Below are 23,594 nucleotides of genomic sequence, written 5' to 3'. Positions count from 1 at the left end.
GAAAGGCGGCGCCCGCCGCTTGCGCGCCTGCACCATTGCCTAGGCTTTCGTCCGCCGGTCATCCGCGAACCGGCGCAAATCCGACGACCGCCCCAAAAGCAGCAGCTTGTCGGCCGTCTTCAGCACAAGCCCGCCGTCTTCGCAGGACAGAAAGCTGCTTTCCCGCATCGCGCCCAGCGCCCTGAGGTCGTAGTCATCGGCAAGCTTCTGGTCGGCAACGGTCTGGCCTTCCAGCCCCTCGGGAACGATCAGTTCGACGACGTGATACCCGTTGCCGAGACTGACATAGTCGCGCACCATCGGGTTGTGCAGCATCTGCGCGATGTGCTGTCCGACCTCCTGCTCTGGCAGGACAACGCGATCGACGCCCAATTTTGACAGGATTCGGTGATGGGTGCGGCTCATCGCCTTGACCCAGATCGTCTCCACCCCCAGCAGCTTGACGTTCATCGTGCACAGGATGTTCGCCTCAAGGTCCTCGCCGATGGCGATGACAGCGACGTCGTAGTTCTGCACCCCTGCCTCGCGCAGGGCGACCTCATCCCGGCCATCGGCGATGATCGCCTCGGTCAGAACCTCCGCAAGGCGGGACAGCGTGCGTTCCTGGGTGTCGATGCCGAGCACAGGATTGCCGAACCGGGCAAGTTCGCTGGCCACTGTGCTTCCGAAGGTGCCAAGGCCGATGACGGCGAAACTGCGGCCTTTCACGATACCATGCCCCCTTGCTGGCTACCCATATGCAAAGCACAAGCGAACTCTCACCGCAGTTCAAGGGAAATCGGTCGTCCTCGTCGCCATCCCGTCGCCGTCAGGCGGGCGCAGCCGCGTGCAGAAAGGCCTCCACCTCGGCGGTCGAGAGCGGCTTGTGCAGGAGGTCGATCTGCGCCGCGCGGCAGGCGTCGGCCACCTCTGGCGCGCGGTTGGCGGTGATAATGCGCGCCGGGATCGCGCCATAGACGGCCCGGATCGCGCGGATCGCCTCGACACCGGTCTCATCGCCGTCAAGGTGATAGTCCACCAGCATCGCGTCGGGTGTCAGCGCGATTTCGTCCAGCAGCGCCAGCGCCTCTGCCGTGTTCTCAACGGACAGAAGGTTGACCCCCCGCCGCTCAAGAACCATCGACAGGGCCCGCCGCATGTCGCTGTCGTTTTCGACCAGCAAGACGGCCAGACCGGCCACGTCATGGGCCGGTGCCCGCTGAACCGGCAAGCGCGCCGACACAGGTCCCGGCCCGGGGTCGAGCGGCACGGTCACGAAGAACCCGCTGCCCCGTCCGGGCTGCGACCACAGGCCAAGGGGATGGCCCAGCCGCGCGCAGGCACGTTCCACGATGGCAAGGCCCAGCCCCATCCCCTCGCTGGCCGAGGCGCGGGCGTTCAGGCGCTGGAACTCACGAAAGATCGTGTCCTGATCCTCTTCCGCGATGCCCGGACCGGTATCCCAGACCTCCAGACGCAGCGACCGGCCGCGCCGCCGCGCGCCGACCAGAACGCTGCCCCGCTCGGTATATCGAACGGCGTTGGCAACGAGGTTTTGCAGGATCCGGCGAATATAGCGTGCATCCGTCCGGATGAAGGCCGGGCGCGGACGGATCCGCAGATCAAGCCCCTTCAGGTCCGCATGGGCCGCGAATTCGGCGTGGATATGGGCGAACAGGTCTGTCACATCGACCGGGGCAAGGTCGATCGACACCTGCCCCGAGTCCAGGGTCGAGATATCCAAAAGCGCGCCGATGATGTCCTCCACGCTTTCCAGCGCGCGTTCGGTGCGGCGCAGAACCTCGGCATGGGCAGGCTTTTCCAGGTCATCGGTAATCGAGGAGACATAGAGCTTGGCCGCCGACAGCGGTTGCAACAGGTCATGGCTTGCCGCGGCAACGAAACGCGACTTGGACGCATTGGCACGCTCGGCCTCGGCCAGCGCATCTTCAAGTTCCAGCGTGCGTTCCATGACGCGCTGTTCCAGAAACGCCTTGGCGTCCTGCAACGCCTCGGCCGCTTGCCGCCGCGCGGTCACGTCGTTGAAGGAGATCACGAATTCCCGGTTCGGCATCTCCTCGGCAAAGACATCCAGGATGATGGCATCGCCGCGCCGGATCTCGAACCGCAAGGGCGGGCGCGGGTCGTCCTGATGCACCCATGACAGGAGCTTGTCCGGCGCCAGCCCGGCCGTGAATTGCAGCTCGTTGATCAGCCGGTCGAAGATCCGGTCGAAATCGGCGCCGAAACGGAACTGGCTGACCGGGATCGACAGCATCTCGCCCACCTTGCCGTTCCAGCCCACAAGCCGCGCCTTGGTGTCGAAGATGCACACCCCCTGATTGATGTGGTCGAGCGTCGCGCGGATCAGCCGGGCCTGATCGTCCAGCATCCGATCCCGCTCGCGCCGCTCCAGCCGCATGATGTCGGTGATGTCGGTCTGCAGGATGACGGTCTGCCCGTCGCCGGTGTGGTGTTCGCTGATCTGCACCCAGCGGTTCCAGATCAGGCGCACGTTAAGCACCACGCGGCTGTCGCGGTGGCGGTTCAGACGGCGGGTGGCCCAGTCCCGAGGCGTTTCCCCGGCGGGCAGCGACAGGAACTGGCTTTCGCTGACGGCCTCTACATAGGCGCGGAAAGACAGGCCCGGGCGCAGGATTTCGCGCACATCCGGAAGCTGCATGGAAAAGCGGCTGTTGCACAGAACCAGCGCATCGTTGCGGTCAAAGAGCGCAAAGCCTTCCTGGATCGTCTCGATCGCATTGGCGAGGTCGGACCGGGCGGCCTCGGTCGCGCGGTTGGCCTCCGCCAGTTGGGCGTTCGACTGGTTCAGCAGGTCCAGCGCGTGTTCAAGGTCGCGGGTGCGGTCGCGAACCTCGTCCTCCAGCATCACCACCCGCTGGAACTGGGCGTAGGCCGCGCCGCTGTCGTCGGTGCTTTGCTCGACACGCTTCATCAGGACCTCGACGATCTGCTGAAGCTTCTCGTTCTGGCGCTGGACGCTGTCGGACGGGTCGATCAGGCTATAGGTCATGTTCCCGTTCTGGTCAGCGGCGGATAGATCGCGACCCCGGTCATGGTCTGGTTCACATGCAGGCCGCCCACCTGCTCTCCATAGGTGGAAAAGCCGACGACATTGTGACGGGCCAGCAGGCGGGAAAGCTCGGTCATCTTCTGCTTTTCCTGCGCCTCGATCCGCCGCAACACGCAATCGCAGGCCAGGATCGCGGCGGGCGTTTCGGTGGCGCCAAGCTCCGACAGGCTGCGTTCCAGATGCACGGCCATATCCTCGGGGTCGGCGAGCGTCAGCACCAGCCCCTCGTCAATCGCAGCGAAAAACACCAGATCACCGTTGTCGGCAACGCGCTGGATGGCACGGACGTGATGCCGCCCGCCGATCCTCACCACGACCGGGTGCGCGGCGAATGTCAGCGGCGACAGCTGTTCGGGGTCCTTTCCCAGAAGACGGGCATATTCCCGCGCGGCCGGTTCGGCATTGATCTTGCGCACGATCCGGTTCTTGGGGTCGGCCTCGGTCACGACCATGCGCCGGTCGCTGGGATGCAGGTGGTCAAGGCTGAACACCCGCACCGGGCAATCTGTCCGCACGAAACACAGAACCGCCGCATTGCCCAGCGTCTGCCCGCCATGCCCCACAAAGGTCTGGCGGAACCGCGTGCCGTCCCCGGCCGATCCGCCGAACAGCGGCACCGGGCCCAGCCCCCCCAGAAGCGCCGAACACAGGGCATCCTCCTGCACCGACAGGCCGTCGACCATCAGCATCGCGAATTCATGGGCGAAATCGGGCACATCGCGCCCAAGGGCTGCACGGGTGCGGATCATGTCACCGACCAGCGCCTGCGGATCGATCCGGGACAGATCCTCGACCACCAGCGTGCGGGCGCTGAAATGGGCCGCGGGCAGGGCGACGGCGACGATCTCGCCCTCGGTATACCCCTCTGCCGTGATTTCGCCGGCGGTGGTGCAGCCCGCGGTTGGCGTGTCCGGAAAGGCCCTTTCCGCCGCGGCCATCAGGGCGAGAAAATCTGCCTCGGGGCTGGCAAAAAGCACAACAAGCGCAAAAGGACCCGAGCCCAATTGCGCCCGCAACGCCCCCATCGGGTTGTCCGAGCGGCCCGGCACATGCGCGCTGCGCATCAAAGACCGGGCACCTGCATCGGACAGGGCCGGTTTCCCGATCCCGTCCATCTTGTCCTCCCCGGGCGTTTCCGCCCCCTTCCGCCCGCCTTAGCGGGGGTCGTCCAGCACGCTTGAAAAACTGGCCTCCTGTGCGATCAGAACCGCCTGTGTCCGGCTCTGCACACCCAGTTTCCGCATGATCGCGGTCACGTGCGCCTTCACGGTAGTTTCCGCGATCGACAGATCGAACGCAATCTGCTTGTTCAGCTTGCCCGCGCAAATCAGCTTCAGGATACGGGCCTGCTGCGGGGTCAGCAGTGCCAGCCGTTGCAGCGCGTCTTCCCGGTCGGTCCCGTTGACCGTTGGGCCATCGGTCAGAATCACCCCGTCGGGCACAAAGGTGCCCCCCGCCCGGATCGTCAGGAAAGCGGTCCGGAACACCTCTCGCTGGCTGTGTTTCGGCACGAACCCCGAGGCCCCCGCCCGGATCGCCGAGGCGATCATCCGGTCATCGGCCATGGACGAGACGACCACGACGGGCGTGTTCGCCACCGTCGTCTTCAGCCGGATCAGCCCGTCCAGCCCGCTGACATCGGGCAGGTGCAGATCCAGCACGATCACGTCGGGCTTCGGCCCATCCTCCAGCCGGCGGAGCGCGCATTCAAGGTGATCGCAGGTGTCGATGGTGTCGATGCCGACGACCGTTTTCAGCGTCATCGACAGCGCGTCGCAAAACAGCGGATGATCGTCGATGATCATCGCCCGGTCGAAACTGCGGGCGGTCGTGTCGGTCTGGTTTCGCGCGGCTGCGTTCATCGGATCCCTTGGATAGCATAATCGCTGTCCGGCAGGCTAGCACGGCCGGCGGCCCGGGCGGAATGGCACCAAGGTCTGATGCGACGGGTACTTGCCGCAGGTGCCAAACGAAAGGGCACCCCGCGCATCGCTGCGGGGTGCCCAGGCGCGTGCAGGTCGCCCTAGTTCGCCATGGCCAGTGCCTTGGGCAGCTTGAACGTCCAGATCATGCCGCCCTGGTTGAGGTAGTTCACCTTGCTGGCGACCTCCCCACCCCAAAGCGGCACCGCGCCGCCCCAGCCGGACGCGACCGAGACATACTGCTCTCCGTCCATCTCCCATGTGATGGGCTGGCCGACGATGCCAGAGCCGGTCTGGAAGCTCCACAGTTCCTCACCGGTCTCATCATCCAGCGCGATGAACTTGCCCTCGGGCGTACCGAAGAACACCAGCCCGCCGCCGGTCGTCATCACGCCCCCCCAAAGCGGGGCCTCGTTATGGTACTCCCACTTGATCTCGCCCTTGTCGGGGTCGATGGCCTTGAGCGCGCCGATGTGGTCCTCGAACAGCGGCTTGATGGTGAAGCCCGACCCCAGATAGGCCGCGCCCTTCTTGTAGGTCACGGGCTCGTTCCAGATGTCCATGCCCCATTCGTTCGACGGCACGTAGAAATCACCGGTCTTCTGGCTGAAGGCCATCGGCATCCAGTTCTTGCCGCCAAGGAAGGACGGCACGGCAAAGATCGTCTCTCCCTTGCCGCCATCGGCCGCGGCGGACGGGTCGCCGGGGCGGTTGTCCTCGTTATAGATCGGGCGGCCGGTGTCATCGATGCCCTCGGCCCAGCTGATCTCCTTGACGAAGGGCGTGGCCGACACGAAGGCGCCATCTTCGCGGTTCAACACGTAGAAGAACCCGTTCCGGTCGGCGGTGGCAAAGCGCTTGTTTCCGTCGCGGTCGGTATAGGCCACGACCTCGTTCACGCCGTCGAAGTCCCAGCCCTCCCGCGGGGTGGTCTGGAAATGCCACTTGATCTCGCCGGTCTTGGGGTCGATCCCGATGCGGCTGGCCGCGTAAAGGTTGTCGCCGCTGCCGTCGTTCTTCTGGCCCGCATTGCGCAGCCAGCTGTTCCAGGGGGCCGGGTTGCCCGCGCCGAAGACCAGCGTGTCGGTATCGGCATCGTAGGAGCCGCCCAGCCACGTCGCGCCGCCGCCGGTCTTCCACATGTCGCTCGGCCAGCTCGCATTCAGTTCGCCGGTCATGGTCGAGGGTTCGCCGTTCAGGGTGCCCATGTGGCCTTCGATCACCGGCCGAGTCCAGACGATGTCGCCGGTTTCCGCGTCGCGGGCCTGTACCTCGCCCACGATGCCGAATTCACCGCCGGAATTGCCGGTGATCACCAACCCGTCCACGATCAGGGGCGCGGCCGTGTAGGAATAGCCCGCCTTGTAGTCGGCGATCTTGTCGCGCCAGACCACGTCACCGGTTTTCGCGTTCAGCGCCACGATCCGCGCGTCCAGCGTGCCGAAATAGACCTTGTCGCCGTAAAGCGCGGCGCCGCGGTTGATCACGTCGCAGCAGGGCAGGATGCCCTCGGGCAGGCGCGCATCGTATTGCCAGATCTCGTCGCCGGTCTTTACGTCGATGGCATAAAGGCGGGAATAGGACCCGGTGACATACATGATCCCGTCATGCACCAAGGGCTGGGTCTCCTGCCCGCGCTGCTTTTCGCCGCCAAGCGAGAAGGCCCAGGCCGGGACAAGGTTCTTGACGTTATCCTTGTTGAGCATGTCCAGCGGCGAATAGCGCTGAAGGTGCCGCCCCATGCCGTTCGTGACGACCTGCGTGGTGATCGTCTGGTCGTTGGCGATGTCGTCTTCCGTGACCTCGGCCTGCGCGACGCCCGTCGCCACAATCCCCGCGACCACGGCCATTATGAACCGGTTCATCGGCTCCCTCCCTCTGCCGTTTCCTGTTGTGCCCGGCACTTCACCAGCACGGTCATCATTATCGGGACGGGGTCGGCGGCGCGAAATTGAACATTGGTCGTAGGGGCAGGCGCGCCTGCACCACGCGCCCCGGCCCGGCGCTCTGGCGCTACTTCGTCAGGTCTTCGGAAATCGCCGAATTGTCCTGTTTCGAGATCGAGTGGAGATAGGCGAGGATGAAGTCCTGGATCGTGCGGTCGGTGATGCCGACATGGCGCATCTTGGTGCCGGGCATGAAGCCGCTGTTGTCCTCCATCCAGGCCCGGATGGCGGCATCGGTCCACACGATGCCAGAGGCCGACAGCGCGATGGAATAGTCGTAATCGGGATAGGTCCCGGCCCCGCGCCCGACCACGTTTTCCAGGGGCGGACCATAGGACGGGTCAACCGGATCCGTGGCGTGGCAGCGCCGGCATTCATGCCGGAACAGCTCCTCGCCCGCCTCGACCTTGATCTTCTCCATGATCTCGGGGTTCAGGTCAGGCCCCTTGGCCGCGGCGGGCGTTGCGCAGGCCAGCGCGACTGCGCAGGCGGTCAGGATCGGTTTCATCGGCATGCTCCCTTGAAATCTGGCCGGACGCCATGCCCGGTCAGGGTCCTTCTGCATGATAAAGGTCAGGCCGCGCGGGGTTGTGCCATCGTCCAATGGTCGTATTCCCGGCACCATCGGCGGGGCTTAGGTTGGCCCCGTCCCGCAACCGGTCAGAACAGCGGCGCATATTTCCAGTCGTCGGCATCGGGGGTGATCTCGTCCAGATCGTAATCCGCCCCCTGCAGGCGCCGCGCGATCTCCAGACCGTCGCGGGCGGCCTCGTCCACCAGCCGCCGCCCGGCCTCGACATCCCGCGCGATCCCGTGGCCGCGCATCAGGTTGACACCGTGGTTGAACTTGCCGACCGAGTCGCCCGCCTCTGCCGCCCGCCGGTCCCACGCGGCCGCGGCATCGGGGTTGTAGTCACCACCCAAGCCGTTGTTCTCCATATAGCTCATCCACGTCATCGCGCCGGAATAGCCCGCCTCGGCACAGGCCTGAAACGTCTCGCGCGCCAGACCGTGCCGCCCGCCTTTCGTCATCAGGTAGCCCGCGGCGCAGTCGGTCATCCGGGTCTGGCCCTGCCGGATATTCTCCATCACCCGGCCCATGCTCATCTCGTCGGGGTTCAGCGTGCCCAGCGGGTCGTCCCCTTCGGCAAGGGCGGGCATAGCGGTCAGGCAGGCGATCAGCAGGGCTCTGGTGAACATCGGTCTCTCCTTTGCCGTTAGCATAGCACAATCCGGGCGAATGATCTTGCAGCCGTGCCCCCGGTCAGAGCCTGGTGGCCGCGCCCCAGGGGAAGCGGCCGACCTTGATCGTCTTGATCGCCTTGCGCTTGGCCACATCCACCACGGTTACGTCGCCCGACACCCCGTTGGTGACGAACAAGAGCCGCTTGTCCGGCGAAAAGGCCATGTGCCAGACCCGGCGCCCCACAAGGATGTAGTCCTCCACCGCGTAGGTCTCCGCATTCACCACGGCCAGATGGTTCGCAGGGCCAAGCGCCACAAAGGCCGTCTTTTCATCCGCGGTCAGTTCGAACCCCACGGGCTGCACCCGGTCGGGATGCACGCCCTTCAGCGGGAACGCGATCTTTGCCTTCTCCGTCTGCGTGGCCACATCGAAGACGGTGACGGTTCCGCCGATCTCGGCACTGACCCAAAGCTCTGTCCCGTGCTTGACGAATTCCGCATGGCGCGGCCGGGCATCGACCAGCGTATTGGCGAACAGCTTGTGCGTGCCCGTGTCGATCCAGTGGGCCATGTTGGTGGTTTCAGACGTCGTGACCGCAATCTTGCCCTCCGGCGACACCGCCATCCCCTCCGGCTCGATCCCCACGTCGATCTGGGCAATCACGTGCCGGGTTTCGGTATCGACGACCGTGGTGATCGCGTCATCCTCGTTGGCGATGTACAGCAGCTTGCCATCGGGGGAGACGGCGAACTGCTCCGGGTCCTCGCCCGAGGGCAGGTCATGCAGGATCTTACCGCTGACCGGGTCGATCACCTGCACCGTGTCACTGTCGGAGGCGCAGACATAAACGACCGAATGATCGGGGGCGAAGGTGATCCCGCGCGGGCGTTCGCCGGTGGGAATGGTGCGGGTGACCTCCAGCCTGTCCACATCAATCACGCTGATCGTGTCGTCCTTTTCATTGGTCACCCAGATCTCGGCGGCTTGCGCGGGCAGCGCCGCCATCAAGAGGGCCAGTGCGGCAAATCTCATCTCAGCCCCCGAATGCGGTGCACGCACTTTCCGGCCGGTCGAGACCCAGCGTGTCGAGTTCGTTGCGGGCATGCAGAAACCCCTCCATCGGTGCGGTGGCGACAAGCGCCCGCGGCCCGACCAGCGCGATCGGCTGGCGCAATTGCCCGTTCCAGCCGCGATAGCTGAGCGGCCGCCCCTTGAAGCCCCCCAGTTCAAAAGCGTCCGACAGCAGGAAGGCGCGCAGCGTCGCCGCATCGCCCACCCCGGTGCGGGTCACCGCCTCACCGATGCTGCGCAGCGCCGCCCACGCGGCGTAGTCCTTGGGCTGCATGTCGCGCCCGGCATGGTCGGCAAAGCGCGACTGAAGCTGTGCCGCGCCCCATTGTTCCACCACCCGCGACCATGCCATGGGCCGCAGCCCGGCCGAGCCTGCAACCGGCCGGGGCTCCCATGTGTTGAAGGGGATGTAGCGGGCGAAATCGTCGGCTGCGTCGGCCACCAGCAGCACGTCATACTCCTTGAACGCCTGTGTGAAGACCGGCACCTCCTGCGCGGCGTTGCGGCGCATGTCGGCGTCAAAGGCCCATGTATTCTGCCCCCGCAGCTTCAGCCCGAACTTGGTCATGCTGCGGCGGAGCGCGTCTGCGAATTGCACATCGGCCGGCGTTGTCCCTTCGATCAGGGCAACATCGGTCCAGCGTTTTCGCACCAGGAACTGGGCCAGCGCATCGGTGCGCATGGCATCGGACGGGATCGTGTGCAGCAGGTTGCCCCGGCATGCCCCGTCCCGCAGGCGGTTGTCCCGCGCGGCGACGTTGAACAGCAGGGCTGACCGGGCCTCGGGCAAGTCCGCGATCTCAAGAAGCGTGTCGGCCGGTGCGTCGACCAGCACCAGCCTCGTCTCTCCCAGCAGGGCGCGCGCCGCCCCGGCCACGTCGCCGTCGACAGGCACCCGGACAACGCGCAGCCCATAGCCATGGCCCAGAAACCGGCCGGTGGTGGCATTGTCGGCCAGTCCCACCTCTGCCCCCGCGATCCCCAGATCGTCCGGCACCGGGTCGAGGTTCGACAGTGTCGGCGGCAGGGGCACATCGACGCGCAGATAGCCGACCGCCACCGAAAGCTCTGCCCGCGCGGGCAGCCCGCCCAGCATCGCGGCCACGGCCATGACCGCCAAAACCACTCTCAGCATGACGTCCTCCCTCCGCACCCAATATCGCCGCCGGAAAATGCGGGGCCATTCGACCAAGGTCTCATCCCCTGTCGGCCCGCGCGAAACCAGCGCTTGAACGAAGGTCGAATACCGCCACGACCGGCAGCGCGCTAAAACCCCGGTGACAGGTCGAGAGGGAGGACCACCATGCGAGAGCTCTGCCGCAGCATCCTGCTTGCCGCCGGCACCGCCATCACCGCCGCCACGCTGGCCCATGCCCATGGCGATGTGGCACCGCAGCCGATCAACACCGATGCCCTGCCCGATGTGGGCGAGGACTGGCTGATCGAGAATCCCTATCGCGACATGGGGCAGGACGTCTGGGACAAGGCGATCGAGATCGGCGCATCCGGCTTCAACCAGAACTGCGCGCGCTGTCATGGCCTGGGGGCGATTTCGGGCGGGCTGGCCCCCGATGTGCGCTTCCTTGAGGCAGAAGAATATGGCGACGAATGGTTCGTGGAACGCTTTCGCCACGGCTACACCCAGAACGGCATCACCAAGATGCCGGCCTTTGGCGAGTTGCTGGGGCAGAAGGCCGCCTGGGCGATCCGGACCTATATCGAAACCCGCCCCGACGATGTGCAGGTGTCCGAACGCACCGATGAGTTGAAGGCGCTGCGCGACCAGTTGTCGGGCTGGGCACAAGGCGACGGCATCCCCGACCCCGACGGGATGATCGAAGAACTGAATGCCATCGCCGGGGACATCGAAACCCTGTCTGGCGCCCCTGTCGCCGACAGCGTGGCCTATCGCGCCGCCCGCCAGATCGACGGCACGTCGGCCTCCTACAAACTTGCGGCCGAGACACTGACCATCGGTCTGTCGGCCGCCCACTAGGCATGGAGCGCCGGGCCGTTCTTGCCGCGCTTGTCGCCCTTGCCGGGGTCATGCCCGGTGGGGGCGCCCTTGCACGCTGTGAAACCTATGTGCCGCAGGCCAAGCCCCAGAATGCGTCGCGCGATATCGTCGGCCAGGATCTCGACCAGATCATGGAGCGGGGCTTCATCGAGTTCGCGCTGTATGATGACTTCCCGCCCTGGTCCTATGAAAAGGCGGGCAAGCCCGCGGGCGTGGATGTCGAAATCGCCCGCCTGATCGCCGCCGATCTGGGGGTGGCGCCGCGCTTTCGCCTTGTGGCCGCGGGGGAAGAATTGCAGGCCGATCTGCGCAACTATGTCTGGAAGGGGGCCATTGTCGGCGGGCGCGTGTCCAACGTGATGATGCATGTTCCCTATGACAGCGAGTTCGCCTGCCGCGTGGAACAGGTCGTCTTCACCGGGGTCTATGCGGAGGAGACCGTGGCCATCGCCTATCGCCGCGACGACTATCCCGAGGATCCGCCGGTGCCCGCCTATTTCCGTTTTGACACGGTGGCGGTGGAAAACGACTCGATCGCCGATTTCTACCTGACCTCGCTGGCCGGTGGGGCGCTGGCCGCGAATATCCGCCGCTATCCGACCGCCGCCGCCGCGATGGAGGCGCTGGCCCGGCACGAGGTCATGGCCGCCATGGCCCCCCGCGCGCAACTGGAGGCCGGGTTGACCGAAGACAGCGCGATCCACGAACCGCCCCTGCCGGGCTTTGCGGTGGGCACATGGCCCATCGGCGTCGCGGTGCATCAGCGGTATCGGGCCCTGGGATATGCCGTGGACGATGCGATCCGCGCCGCGATGGCGGACGGGCGGATCGCGGCGATCTTCGAGGCCGAGGGGCTGAGCTATCATCCGCCGGAGTGGTGAGCCCGCTGCGCACCCCCCGATCCGGGGCGCGGTGTGCAGGCTGACGACGTGCGCCCGGAGCTACCGTCGGATCGTCCGCAGATCGCCCGCGTGATCGACAAGCGTGACCGACCGAACATCCGGCATCAGCGCCACTGCCCCTTCCGCCTCGTCTCGCGACGCCATGCACAGCGCCGTGGACAGCGCATCGGCCGGCGCGGCGGTTCGGGCCTCGACACTCACCGTCGACCAGCGCAGGGGCACGCCTGTGGGCGAGAGGATATGCGCCGCCCCCCCCAGCGACAGCGCAGCGGGGCTGGAGGTCGCGATGGCCCCGTCGCGCAGCGTGCGTGTGCCCAATAGCCCAAATGCCGGATCGCGCAGACCCAGCCGCCAAGGGCCGCCAAGGGCGCGATGCTCCCCGATATCGACCAGAACGTCGGTGAACCCGGCCCCGGCCAGCAGATCGGCCACGCGGTCGGTGGCATAGCCCTGCGCGATGCCGTTCAGCGTCAGCGCCTGCCCGGGGCCAAGCGTGATCGCATCCGGCCCGAATTCGACCCTGTTCCAGCCGATCAGGCCCTTTTCGGCCGCGCCATCCTCCCCCCGGGCCAAGGCGGCCCAAAGCGGCTGCACCGTTGGATCGAACCGGCCCGCGGTTGCCGCATGGACCTGCCCGCAGAGTGTCAGCAGTTCCACCATCTCCGGCGGCGGGCCGCTGAGCTGCCCGGCCCGGTTCAGCCGCACCAGCGCGCTGTCCGGCCGATAAAGGCTGAAGAGAGATGCGATGCGGTCCAGTTCCGCCGTCAGCGCCGGGATCACGGCCTGCGCCGCGGCGCGGTCCCCCGCAAGCGTAACCTGCGCCTCTGCCCCCAGCGCATGGCCGCGCCAGACGGTCCTCGCACACGCGGCCCCCGGCACCGCGACAGCCGCAGCGGAAATGCTCAGGAAACGGCGGCGGTTCATTCGGCGGCCTCCTTCTGCCTGTCCGCGCGACTGGCCAGCACCAGCGGCACGCATTGCGACGGGTCGTCATGGATTGCCACGCAGTCGAGGCACTGGAAACATTCCGAATAGGCGATCTTGCCCGACCGTTCGATCGCGCCATAGCGACAGCGCACCCGGCACAACTGACAGGGCGACCCGCATTCGGCCCGCCGCGCGATCCAGTCCCGCCCGCGCAAGACCCCGCCGATGGCCATCACCGCCCCCAAAGGGCAGACATAGCGGCAAAAGCCCTTGAACAGGCTCAAACCCAGCAGCAGCCAGAACGCAGCATAGAGGACGTAGTACCAGTCGCGGACGAAATAGGTGGTGATGGCGGTCTTGAAGGGTTCCACCTCGGCCACGGTGCCGACGTGCTGGGGCGCGACGAAAACCGTGCCGACCAGCCCCGCCAGCAGCCCGTATTTCAACAGCTTCAACCGCCGGTCCCAGCGGGCGGAGGGCTCCACCTGCGGCAGGCGCAGCGCGCGACCAAGAACCCCGGCAAACTCCTGAAGCGCACCGAAGGGGCAGAGCCACCCGCAGAAAAGCCCCCGGCCCCACAGCAGGAACCCAAGGAGCGTCACGCCCCAGATCAGCAGCGAAAACGGGTCGTAAAGCAGGAAGGCAAAGCTTCCGCCCTCCCACGCGGTACGCAGCACGCCCAGCACCGTGACGATGGACAACTGCCCCTGCCCCCACCAACCGATGAACCCCACCACGCCGGCAAGGATCGCCAGACGGGCGGGCATGAAAAGCCGGCTGCCCGCAAAGCGCCGCATCCCCGGCCCCAGCAACAGCAAGAGCCCCGCCAGAAACCCACCCGCGACCCACAGATCGGTGGCCCGGTTGCGCAGGGCATCGCGCCAGGGCGGGCTTTGCCGTGGCGCCTCTGGCCGGGTGAAGAACCGCTCTGGCGTGGTGTGTTCGGCGGTCAGGGTGACGCTTCCCACTTGCGGCTGGAACATCCCGTGCTTGCGCACCGCCTGCACCTTCATCTGCCAGGGCTGCGTGGGATCGAACCCCAGCCGCCGGTCGGTCCGCAGGATCATCGCCGTCCCGTCCGGCGCGTCCTCGGCCAGGTCGACCAGCAGATCGGCATCGCGCAGCGCAACAGGCAGGCCGCCTTGCTCCGCCGACAACAGGTCGGGCGCGGTGTTGCGCACGAAATCCTCTGACACCAGCCCGTGCCGCCCGGTATCGATCACGAGGATCGGCTCATCAGTTCCCGAGATCGACAGGAAGTCCTGCAATTCTGCAAACCCGTCTGGCGACAGGGCGGCCCGGGCAATCGACGGGGGCCCCAGATCGACGATCCACAGGTCCAGATACACACCGTCCGGGTCAGCCGCGGCCTGTGGATCGTCCGCGCGCCAAAGGGTGCCTGCGAACAGCGCCTCGACCTCGGCATTGGTGACGGTTTTGCGGGTGACAAGGCCCTTGGCGACCAGATCGTCCCATGTCAGGTCCTCGGCATGGTCCGGGTCCGGCCGTGCGGGCGGGCCGGTCGCCACCCCTTGCATCTTCTCTCGCGCCACGGCCCGGGCGGCGGCGAGGATCGATTCATGGGCGATCCGCACGCTTGCCGTCGCCTTGGTCACCCCGTCGAGATAGACCAGAGACGATCCGCCCCCCGCCCCGCCATAGGGCGTGCCGACCACCAGCGACTGGGAAATCGACAACCCGCCATATTGTTCAAGGAACGCGCGCAGCGGCGCCTCTCCCAGCCCCGAGACGAAGATCGGCTCGTTCTGCGAAATCAGCCGCACATCCATGAAGCTGCCGTTCAGGTCCATCATGACCAGCAGGTTGATCGGCGCCCCGGAAAAACCGGGCAAGGGGGCCAGCGGCTCTGTCTCGAAAACGAAGCCGGCTTTCGCGCCGCCGGAACTCAACAGGGACCAGACGCCCTTGTCGTTGACCGGTTCCCCCACCGAAAAGGGCGGCATCACGAAGCGGGCGATGACCTCTCTCGGTAACGTGTCGGCCCGCCCGCCACCGACCGGCAGGCAGATCGGCGCCAGCGCAAGGAGGAACACCAGAAAAGGGCGGACCGCACGCATGGGGCGAAGATAGGGGCCCCGGCGCGCGCCAGACATAGGACGATGGTCTTATGCGGGCAGGCGGCGCCGGGACCCGGCCGACACCTTGGTCGAATAGCTTGCCGCAGGCGAAGGGGCTATCGTCATGTCCAAAGGGGAGGTGTGACCATGGAATTCCACGCGACGCATGACATCGCCGCCGACCGCGACACGGTCTGGAAGGCCCTGCTGTCCGAGGACGTGCTTCGGGACTGTGTGCCCGGCTGCAAGGAGCTGAGCGGCTCGCCCGAAGAGGGCTTTGATGCGGTCGCCGTGCAGAAGGTCGGCCCCGTCAAGGCGACCTTCAAGGGCCATGTCAGCCTGAGCGAGATGGTAGAGCCGCAGTCCCTGACGCTGAGCGGCGAAGGCAAGGGCGGCGCGGCCGGCTTTGCCAAGGGCCATGCCCATGTCACGCTCGACGAGGTCGAGGGCGGCACGCAACTTTCCTACCAGCTGGAGGTCGAGGTCGGCGGCAAGCTGGCCCAGCTTGGCAGCCGCATCATCCACGGCGTCGCGCACAAGCTGACCGACCAGTTCTTCACAAACTTCAAGGCGGCCGTCGAAGAGCCCGAGGCAGAGGGCGAAGAGCCCGCGGACGAAACCGGGGCAGAGGACGCCGCGCCCGAGACGGGCAAGAAGAAAGGCTGGTTCGGCCGCCTGACCGGGCGCAAGCCCACGGCCGAGGCCGAAGAAACACAAGAAAACTGAAAAAGACGGGTCCGGGAGGATTTCAGATGACGACGGTATCCATGACGGTGAACGGCCGTTTGTTGAGTGGGGCTATTGAGGGTCGGACGTTGCTTGTCGAGTTTCTGCGGGAGGGTTTGGGCCTGACGGGGACGCATGTTGGCTGTGATACGTCGCAATGCGGGGCGTGCGTTGTGCATGTGGACGGTCGGGCGGTGAAGTCCTGCACGATGCTGGCGGCAGAGGCGGCCGGGGCGGAGGTTGTCACGATCGAGGGGATGGCCAATGCGGACGGTTCGCTGAGCGTGATCCAGCAGGCGTTCCAGGACCATCACGGGCTGCAATGCGGGTTCTGCACGCCGGGGATGGTGATGTCGGCGGCGGCGCTTCTGGCGGACAATCCCAAGCCGACCGAGGCAGAGGTGCGCGCCTATCTGGAGGGCAATATCTGCCGCTGTACGGGCTACCACAACATCGTCAAGGCGATCCTGGCGGCCAGCGGTCAGGACGTGACCCATATCGGCGGCGACGCCATCGCGGCGGAATAGGCGCGGCACACCACCAGCGGCGGGCGGGCATAGGGGCCCGGACGGGGCCGTCCCGCGCACCGGACATTCCTTGAGGGAGGACAGAGACATGCCGAAAGATCACGGCATCGGCGCCAGTTCCAAGCGGCGCGAGGACAAGCGGTTCCTGACCGGCCGGGGCCGGTATACCGACGACATCAACCTGGCAGGGCAGGCCTATGCGGTCTTCGTGCGCTCCCAGGTGGCCCATGGGAAACTGAACGGGGTGGACACCGCGGCCGCCGAAGCCATGCCCGGCGTGATCCGCGTCTTTACCGGTGCGGATTTCGAGGGCGTGGGGGGCCTGCCCTGCGGCTGGCAGGTGACCGACCGGCATGGGGAACCGATGCAGGAACCCGGCCACCCGGTGCTGGCCCAGGGCAAGGTGCGCCATGTGGGCGACCCGATCGCCGTGGTGGTGGCCGAGACCGAGGACCAGGCCCGCGACGCGGCCGAGGCCGTCGACCCCGATATCGAGGAACTGGACCCGGTGCTCGACATGAAGGCGGCGCTGGCGGACGGCGCGCCCAGGGTGCATGACGATCTGAGTTCGAACCTTTGTTATGACTGGGGCTTCGTGGAGGAGAACCGCGAGGCGGTGAATGCCGCGTTCGAGGCGGCCCATCACGTCACCACGCTGGAGCTTGTGAACCAGCGGCTGATCCCCAACGCGATGGAACCGCGGGTGGCGGTGGGCGATTTCAACCCCGCGACCGAGGACAGCACGCTTTACACCACCTCGCAGAACCCCCATGTGATCCGGCTGTTGATGGGGGCCTTCGTGCTGGGCATTCCCGAGCACAAGCTGCGCGTGGTGGCCCCGGATGTGGGCGGCGGCTTCGGGTCGAAGATCTTCCACTATGCGGAAGAGGCATTCTGCACCTTCGCCGCGAAGGCGATCAGGCGCCCGGTGAAATGGACCTGCACGCGGTCGGAGGCGTTCATCTCCGACGCCCATGGCCGCGATCATGTCACGAAGATCGAACTGGCGCTGGATGCCGAGGCCAACTTCACCGCGCTCAGGACCGAGACTTACGCCAATATGGGCGCGTATCTGTCGACCTTCGCGCCGTCGATCCCGACCTGGCTGCACGGCACGCTGATGGCGGGCAATTACAAGACACCGCTGATCTATGTGAACGTCAAGGCGGTGTTCACCAACACGGTGCCGGTGGATGCCTATCGCGGCGCGGGCCGGCCGGAGGCGACCTTCCAGCTGGAACGGGTGATCGACAAGGCCGCGCGGGAGCTGGGGATGGACCCGGTGGACCTCCGCCGGAAGAACTTCGTCACCGAGTTTCCCTATGCCACGCCCGTCGCGGTGGAATACGACACCGGCGATTACAACGCGACGATGGACAAGCTTCTGGAGATGATCGACCTCTCGGGCTTCGAGGCGCGGCTGGCGGAGAGCAAGGCCCGCGGGCGCCTGCGCGGCCTTGGCATCAACTGCTATATCGAGGCCTGCGGGATCGCGCCCAGCCAGCTTGTGGGCCAGTTGGGCGCGCGGGCCGGTTTGTATGAATCGGCCACGGTGCGGGTGAACGCGACCGGCGGCCTGGTGGTGATGACCGGCAGCCACAGCCACGGGCAGGGGCATGAGACGACCTTTGCGCAAGTCGTGGCCGACATGATCGGCATCGGCGAGGACATGGTCGAGATCGTCCATGGCGACACCGCCAACACGCCGATGGGCATGGGCACCTATGGCTCGCGTTCGCTGGCCGTCGGCGGATCGGCGATGGTGCGGGCGACCGAGAAGATCATCGCCAAGGCGAAGAAGATCGCCGCCCACCTGATGGAGGCCGCGCCGGAAGATATCGAGTTGAAGGACGGCCAGTTCACCGTGGCGGGCACCGACAAGTCGGTCGCCTGGGGCGACGTGACGCTGGCGGCCTATGTCCCCCACAACTACCCGCTGGAGGATATCGAACCGGGGCTGGAGGAGACCGCCTTCTACGACCCCAACAACTTCACCTACCCCGCCGGCGCCTATGCCTGCGAGGTGGAGGTCGACCCCGAGACCGGCAAGGTCGATGTGGTCTCCTTTGCCGCCGCGGACGACTTCGGCAATATCGTGAACCCGATGATCGTCTCGGGGCAGGTGCATGGCGGCATCGCCCAAGGGATCGGGCAGGCGCTGCTGGAGAGCGCGGTGTTCGACGAGTATGGCCAGCTTCTGTCGGGCTCCTACATGGATTACGCGATGCCCAGGGCCGATGACGTGCCGTTCTACGCGGTCGATCATTCCTGCGCCACGCCCTGCACCCACAACCCCCTGGGGGTGAAGGGCTGCGGCGAGGCCGGGGCCATCGGCTCCCCGCCCGCGGTGGTCAATGCCGTGGTCGATGCGCTGCAGCGCGCGGGCCACACATCGGTCACCCATATCGACATGCCGCTGACGCCGTCGCGCGTCTGGGCCGCCATGCAGGGCTGAGGAGGACAAGGACCATGTACGCATTCGAATTCGACCGCCCCGCGACACTGGCCGAGGCCATCGACGCGCTTGGCACCGAAGAGGCGCAGGCGCTGGGGGGCGGGCAGACGCTGATCCCCTCGTTGAAACAGCGGCTGGCGGCGCCCTCGAAACTGGTCAGCCTGACCGGCATCGCGGAGCTGAAGGGGGTCTCGATGGACGGCGGCACGCTGACCATCGGCGGCGCCACGCCCCATGCGGTGGTGGCGGCCGAGGCCGCGGCCCATTACCCCGCGCTGGCCGCGCTGGCGGGCCATATCGGCGACCCCGCGGTGCGCAATCGCGGCACCATCGGCGGCAGCCTTGCCAATAACGACCCGTCGGCCTGCTATCCCGCGGCGGTGCTGGCCTCGGGCGCGACGGTGGTGACCCATACCCGGGAGATCGCGGCCGACGACTTCTTCCAGGGCATGTTCACCACCGCGCTGGAGGAAGGCGAGATCATCACCGCCGTCCGCTTCCCCGTGCCGGCGGCGGCGGCCTACGCCAAGTTCGAGCAACCCGCCTCCCGCTTCGCGCTGACCGGCGCCTTCGTGGCCAAGGGCCCCGCCGGCGTCCGCGTCGCGATCACCGGCGCCTCCGAGGAGGGCGTGTTCCGCTGGGCCGAGGCCGAAGCCGCGCTGACCGCCGATTTCTCCCCCGCCGCCCTCGCCCCCCTCACCCCGCCCCAAGGCGACATGATCGAAGACATCCACGGCACCGCCCAATACCGCGCCCATCTCGCAAAGGTCATGACACAAAGAGCCGTGGCAAAAGCAGGCTAAGGGCCGAGAACAACCATCGGCCCCCCCGGCCGTCGGCCGGGGGCGCCTCCTGTCGGGCGACCGATACCCTGCCCATCGCACGATCTGGCTGACCGGCCACAGCGCCGGAACCTTTCACGCGGCGATGGCCGGGCAGGATGCCTTGCCTGCGGCGATACCGCGGACATTCGCAACAATTCCGCGCAAAATGCAAAACAGATTTCCGCAACCGGGCACATCCGGCATGGGAACGTTAACGCGCGCTTCAGACCCGTCCCGCATGTCTTGAACCATCGAACACCACGCGGTTCGGACCGGTTGAAGGGACGCAGGATGATGAAGACAGGACTTCGAAGCACGCTTGCCGCCGTGGCCGTCGCCTGCAGCGGCCTGGTCGGCACGACCGCGTCCGCAACCCCCACCGTCGAGCTCGACATGGCGTCGACCTTCCCGACCAGCATGCCCATCCTCGGCACCGCATCGCAGGATCTGGTGCAGCGGATCGCGACCATGTCGGACGGCACCCTTGTCATCCATTCGCACGAGCCCAACACCCTCGTTCCGGCCCCCGACAGCGTGAACGCGGTCGCCGATGGCCGGATCGAGGCCGCCTGGGCCGGTGCGGGATGGTTCGCGGGGCGCGACACGGCCTTCAACATGTTCTCAAGCGTGCCCTTCGGGCCGTCGATGGGCGAATACCTCGCATGGCTTTACTATGGCGGCGGGCTTGAACTGGCGCGGGAGATGTTCGCCGAACATGGCGTCTATAACATTCCCTGCGGCATGATCCCGCCCGAGGCATCCGGCTGGTTCCCGGAGGAGATCAGGAGCGTTCAAGACCTGAAAGGGATCCGGATGCGGTTTTTCGGCCTGGGCGCGCAGGTGATGCAGCGCTTGGGTGTCGAAACGCAGCAACTGGCGCCCGGCGAAATTCTGGCCGCCGTCGAGAACGGAGAACTTGACGCCACGGAGTTCTCGCTGCCCTCGATGGACCAGCGGCTGGGGTTTTCCAAGGTTCTGAAATATTACTACTTCCCCGGCTGGCACCAGCAGGCGACGTTGTTCGATCTGTATATCGCGCTGGATGTCTGGAACGAGATGTCGGAAAGCCACCAGACCATCGTTGAAACCGCCTGCGGCGACGTCATCCGCGACATGATGGCCAAGGGCGAGGCGATGCAGTGGAGCGCGATGCAGGAAATGCAGGCCGAGGGCGTGGAACTGCGCCGCTGGCCGGCCTCCATTCTGGTCGAGCTTGAGGATGCGTGGCTGGATATTGCCCGCAACGAGGCCGCAAACAACCCCAATTTCGCCCGGGTTTATGCGTCATATTCGGACTTCCGGGAGAATTACAAAATCTGGAAACATTTCAGCTTCCTGGAATAACTCCGACATCCAGCAAGCGGCGGAGCGGTGATGGCGAAGGCCGAGACAGACACCAGCGCCCCGGCCCCGGCCGGGCGAAAGGACCGGTCCGGCGCGGGCTGGACGGTGATCCGTGCGCGCCTTGCCCTGGCCTTTGGGACGCTGCTTGTCCTGATCGTGACCCTGGGCGCCGTTGCGATCCGCCAGCTTGATACCGTCAGCGCGGTCACGGACGAGATGCGCCGGGTCGCGCTGCCGAAACTGATCGCCCTGCAAAACATCGACACCTCGCTCAGCACCCATGCCATCCTGGCCCGAAGCCGGATCGAGACGCGGGATTTCCGCAAGGTCGCGCAGATCGAACGGGACATGCGCGAGGTGCGCGAGGGGCTGTCGATGTTCCTGGCGGAGTTCCAGTCGCTGCGCCTGAGCGCGGCGGAGGCCGCCACGGTGGCCGCCCTGCGCAAGGATTGGGACACCCATCTTGCCACGCTTGACGAGGTCTTCTTCCTTCTGGAACAGGGGGAGCTTTCGCGTGCGAACCTGTTGTTCGAGGAAGAGGCCTCTGTCGCGGTGATCGATGCGGGGCACTCGGTCGATCTGTTGATGACCGGCACCGAGAAAGAGGCGCGGGCCATCGCCGCGGTGGCCGACACGCGCTATCGGCAAGCGCGCTTCGTGACGGCGGGGACGATCCTGCTGGGCATTGCCGCGACCGTGGTCGCGATGCTCTGGGCCTCGCGCAGCATCACCCGGCCGCTGTTGCAGATCAGCGCCGCCATGCGCCGGATCACCCATATCGACACGCCCCAGGACGCCCCCGACCTGCCCCAACGGATGGACGAGATCGAGATCCTGTCCGACGCGGCCACGGCCTTCCGCGACAGCGTTCTGGCCACGCGGGCGCTGGCCGCCGATCTGGAACTGCAACGCTCCCTGCTGGACACGACGGTCCGGAACATGCCGGTCGGCCTGTGCATGTTCGACACCAAGGAAGAACTGGTCGTCGCCAACCCGGTGTTCCGGTCGCTCTACGAACTGGATGACTGGCGCTTTTTTCCGGGCACGCCGCAGGCACGGATTCTGGAACACATCTCCAAGCGTCTGGAAGACGACGATCGCGATGGCCCGCTGGACGCCGACATGCGGATGGCCGAGATCGCCGAGGCGCGTCAGCCGAAATCCGCGACATGGCGCCTGACCAACGGCCGCACGGTCGCCACCCGGACCCAGCCGACGCCCGATGGCTGGATGATGATCGCCGAGGATATCTCGGAACGTGTCGCGGCCGAAGAAAACATCCGCCACCTCGCCCGGCACGATGCCCTGACCGGCCTGCCGAACCGCCGCACCTTCAGCGAAGAAATCGATGCCGTCCTGGCCGCGGCCGATCCGTCGCGGCCGTCCGCGGTGATGTTCATCGATCTCGACCGGTTCAAGTGGGTGAACGACACGCTGGGCCATCCGGTGGGCGACGCGCTTCTGAAACAGGTGGCCGGGCGCCTGCAATGGGCGGTGGGCGATCACGACACCCTCGCCCGCTTCGGCGGGGACGAGTTTGCCGTGATCCAGCGCGATTGCCGCCAGCCCGAGGGCGCGCAGGCACTGGGCGACCGGATCATCGATCTTCTGTCGACCCCGTTCGAGATCGACGGCAACGAGGTCCGGATCGGGGGCAGCGTGGGCATTGCCCTTGCGCCGGGCGACGGCGCGTGTGCCGAAGAGGTTCTGAAAAATGCCGATGTCGCGCTTTACTGCGTCAAGGCCGCCGGCAAGGGCCATTGCCAGTTCTACAGGCCCGAGATGCGGGACCACGAACAGGCCAAGCTCCAGCTTGAACGCGACCTGCGGCAAGCGCTGAGCGACGATGTCTTCACCATGCACTATCAGCCGATCTACGACATCAGGACCGGCAAGATCTGCGCGGCCGAGGCGCTGTTGCGGTGGAAACACCCCACGCACGGCATGGTGCCGCCCGCAGAATTCGTCCCGATGGCAGAAGAGCTTGGCCTGATGTCGGATCTCGGCCAGCGCGTGCTGGACCTTGCCTGTACCGAGGCCGCCACATGGCCCGACCACATCCGGCTGGCCGTGAACATCGCCCCCGCGCAGTTCACGCGGAACGACGTGCTGAAAGACATCCTGACCGCCCTCGACCGTTCCGGTCTGCCGCCCGAACGGCTGGAGGTCGACATCACCGAAAGCGTTCTGGTTGAACGGTCCGAGCGCACCCTCGACATTCTGGCGGAGTTGCACGCACTGGGCGTCCGGGTCGCGCTGGATGATTTCGGGACGGGCTATTCCTCGCTCCACTATCTGCGCGCCTTCCCGTTTGACAAGGTCAAGATCGACGTCTCCTTCGTGCGCAAACTGAACCACGACCCGAACGCCTACAGCATCGTGCGCGCGATCTGCGCGCTATGTGCCAGCCTTGATATCGACGTCACGGCCGAGGGGATCGAAACCGCGGAACAGCTTGAAACGGTGGCGCTAGACGGCTGTCGAGAGGCGCAAGGCTTCTATCTTGGCCACCCCGCGCCCGCGGCCGTGATGCGGCGACAGGCCGCCGGTCTGCCCCGGATGCGTTCCGCCGCGTCCTGAAGACGGCCGCACGCGG

Annotated in this window: 19 protein-coding genes; 8 read left to right on the top strand and 11 right to left on the bottom strand. The window is 66.3% G+C overall.

Features of this window, described 5'->3' with window-relative positions:
- Positions 1 to 39 precede the first annotated feature (39 nt).
- The 9 genes from RGUI_RS12310 to RGUI_RS12270 form a co-directional block, all read right to left on the bottom strand.
- On the bottom strand, positions 40 to 708 hold the full coding sequence (locus RGUI_RS12310) for a TrkA family potassium uptake protein (RefSeq protein ID WP_371586874.1): 669 nt from the start codon (positions 706 to 708) through the stop codon (positions 40 to 42).
- A 100-nt stretch (positions 709 to 808) separates the two neighbouring features.
- On the bottom strand, positions 809 to 3,013 hold the full coding sequence (locus tag RGUI_RS12305) for a PAS-domain containing protein (protein ID WP_081533353.1): 2,205 nt from the start codon (positions 3,011 to 3,013) through the stop codon (positions 809 to 811).
- Positions 3,010 to 4,188, bottom strand: a complete 1,179-nt coding sequence (locus RGUI_RS12300; protein WP_081533351.1) for an FIST N-terminal domain-containing protein — start codon at positions 4,186 to 4,188, stop codon at positions 3,010 to 3,012. Before RGUI_RS12300 ends, RGUI_RS12305 begins: the two co-directional genes overlap by 4 nt.
- A gap of 39 nt (positions 4,189 to 4,227) precedes the next feature.
- Complete coding sequence (locus tag RGUI_RS12295) at positions 4,228 to 4,935, bottom strand: response regulator transcription factor (RefSeq protein WP_081533349.1); 708 nt, start codon at positions 4,933 to 4,935, stop codon at positions 4,228 to 4,230.
- Positions 4,936 to 5,096: 161 nt separating this feature from the next.
- Positions 5,097 to 6,860 (bottom strand): PQQ-dependent methanol/ethanol family dehydrogenase, encoded by a 1,764-nt coding sequence (locus RGUI_RS12290; protein WP_081533347.1) that lies wholly within the window; start codon positions 6,858 to 6,860, stop codon positions 5,097 to 5,099.
- 148 nt (positions 6,861 to 7,008) lie between these two features.
- Positions 7,009 to 7,449: a cytochrome c family protein gene (locus tag RGUI_RS12285; protein WP_081533345.1), complete on the bottom strand. Its 441-nt coding sequence runs from the start codon at positions 7,447 to 7,449 to the stop codon at positions 7,009 to 7,011.
- A 152-nt stretch (positions 7,450 to 7,601) separates the two neighbouring features.
- Positions 7,602 to 8,141, bottom strand: a complete 540-nt coding sequence (locus tag RGUI_RS12280; protein ID WP_081533343.1) for a hypothetical protein — start codon at positions 8,139 to 8,141, stop codon at positions 7,602 to 7,604.
- A 64-nt stretch (positions 8,142 to 8,205) separates the two neighbouring features.
- A complete protein-coding gene (locus RGUI_RS12275) occupies positions 8,206 to 9,159 on the bottom strand; it encodes a YVTN family beta-propeller repeat protein (protein WP_081533341.1) in 954 nt (317 codons plus the stop codon).
- 1 nt (position 9,160) lies between these two features.
- Entirely contained in the window at positions 9,161 to 10,333 is a 1,173-nt protein-coding gene (locus RGUI_RS12270; protein ID WP_081533339.1) for an ABC transporter substrate-binding protein, read from the bottom strand.
- A 168-nt stretch (positions 10,334 to 10,501) separates the two neighbouring features.
- Here RGUI_RS12270 and pedF point away from each other — a divergent pair, with 168 nt between their 5' ends.
- Positions 10,502 to 11,194, top strand: coding sequence for a cytochrome c-550 PedF (gene pedF / locus RGUI_RS12265; protein WP_081533337.1), 693 nt, complete (start codon positions 10,502 to 10,504; stop codon positions 11,192 to 11,194).
- A 2-nt stretch (positions 11,195 to 11,196) separates the two neighbouring features.
- Positions 11,197 to 12,096, top strand: coding sequence for an ABC transporter substrate-binding protein (locus RGUI_RS12260; RefSeq protein WP_081533335.1), 900 nt, complete (start codon positions 11,197 to 11,199; stop codon positions 12,094 to 12,096).
- Between the two features lie 60 nt (positions 12,097 to 12,156).
- On the opposite strand, the gene RGUI_RS12255 is transcribed toward RGUI_RS12260, so the two are convergent.
- Together RGUI_RS12255 and RGUI_RS12250 are read right to left on the bottom strand one after the other, a co-directional pair.
- The gene (locus RGUI_RS12255; RefSeq protein ID WP_081533333.1) at positions 12,157 to 13,041 is read right to left on the bottom strand and encodes an FAD:protein FMN transferase; all 885 of its coding nucleotides are present in this window, start codon (positions 13,039 to 13,041) and stop codon (positions 12,157 to 12,159) included.
- Positions 13,038 to 15,122, bottom strand: coding sequence for a 4Fe-4S binding protein (locus tag RGUI_RS12250; protein WP_081536076.1), 2,085 nt, complete (start codon positions 15,120 to 15,122; stop codon positions 13,038 to 13,040). The genes RGUI_RS12255 and RGUI_RS12250 overlap by 4 nt, the downstream gene beginning before the upstream one ends.
- Positions 15,123 to 15,269: 147 nt before the next feature.
- On the opposite strand from RGUI_RS12250, the gene RGUI_RS12245 reads away from it, so the two are divergent.
- The 6 genes from RGUI_RS12245 to RGUI_RS12220 all read left to right on the top strand — a co-directional run bounded on the left by RGUI_RS12245 (position 15,270) and on the right by RGUI_RS12220 (position 23,578).
- Complete coding sequence (locus RGUI_RS12245) at positions 15,270 to 15,848, top strand: CoxG family protein (RefSeq protein WP_081533331.1); 579 nt, start codon at positions 15,270 to 15,272, stop codon at positions 15,846 to 15,848.
- A 26-nt stretch (positions 15,849 to 15,874) separates the two neighbouring features.
- On the top strand, positions 15,875 to 16,375 hold the full coding sequence (locus RGUI_RS12240; RefSeq protein ID WP_081533330.1) for a (2Fe-2S)-binding protein: 501 nt from the start codon (positions 15,875 to 15,877) through the stop codon (positions 16,373 to 16,375).
- An 88-nt stretch (positions 16,376 to 16,463) separates the two neighbouring features.
- Positions 16,464 to 18,830: a xanthine dehydrogenase family protein molybdopterin-binding subunit gene (locus RGUI_RS12235; protein WP_081533328.1), complete on the top strand. Its 2,367-nt coding sequence runs from the start codon at positions 16,464 to 16,466 to the stop codon at positions 18,828 to 18,830.
- Between the two features lie 14 nt (positions 18,831 to 18,844).
- Positions 18,845 to 19,633, top strand: a complete 789-nt coding sequence (locus tag RGUI_RS12230) for a xanthine dehydrogenase family protein subunit M (protein WP_081533326.1) — start codon at positions 18,845 to 18,847, stop codon at positions 19,631 to 19,633.
- Positions 19,634 to 19,948: 315 nt separating this feature from the next.
- Positions 19,949 to 20,998: a TRAP transporter substrate-binding protein gene (locus RGUI_RS12225; RefSeq protein ID WP_216640071.1), complete on the top strand. Its 1,050-nt coding sequence runs from the start codon at positions 19,949 to 19,951 to the stop codon at positions 20,996 to 20,998.
- Between the two features lie 30 nt (positions 20,999 to 21,028).
- Positions 21,029 to 23,578: an EAL domain-containing protein gene (locus RGUI_RS12220; RefSeq protein ID WP_081533322.1), complete on the top strand. Its 2,550-nt coding sequence runs from the start codon at positions 21,029 to 21,031 to the stop codon at positions 23,576 to 23,578.
- Positions 23,579 to 23,594: the final 16 nt, after the last annotated feature.

This window comes from Rhodovulum sp. P5 (assembly GCF_002079305.1).
Classification (GTDB): domain Bacteria; phylum Pseudomonadota; class Alphaproteobacteria; order Rhodobacterales; family Rhodobacteraceae; genus Rhodovulum.
This window is presented reverse-complemented; position numbering and strand designations above follow the sequence as displayed.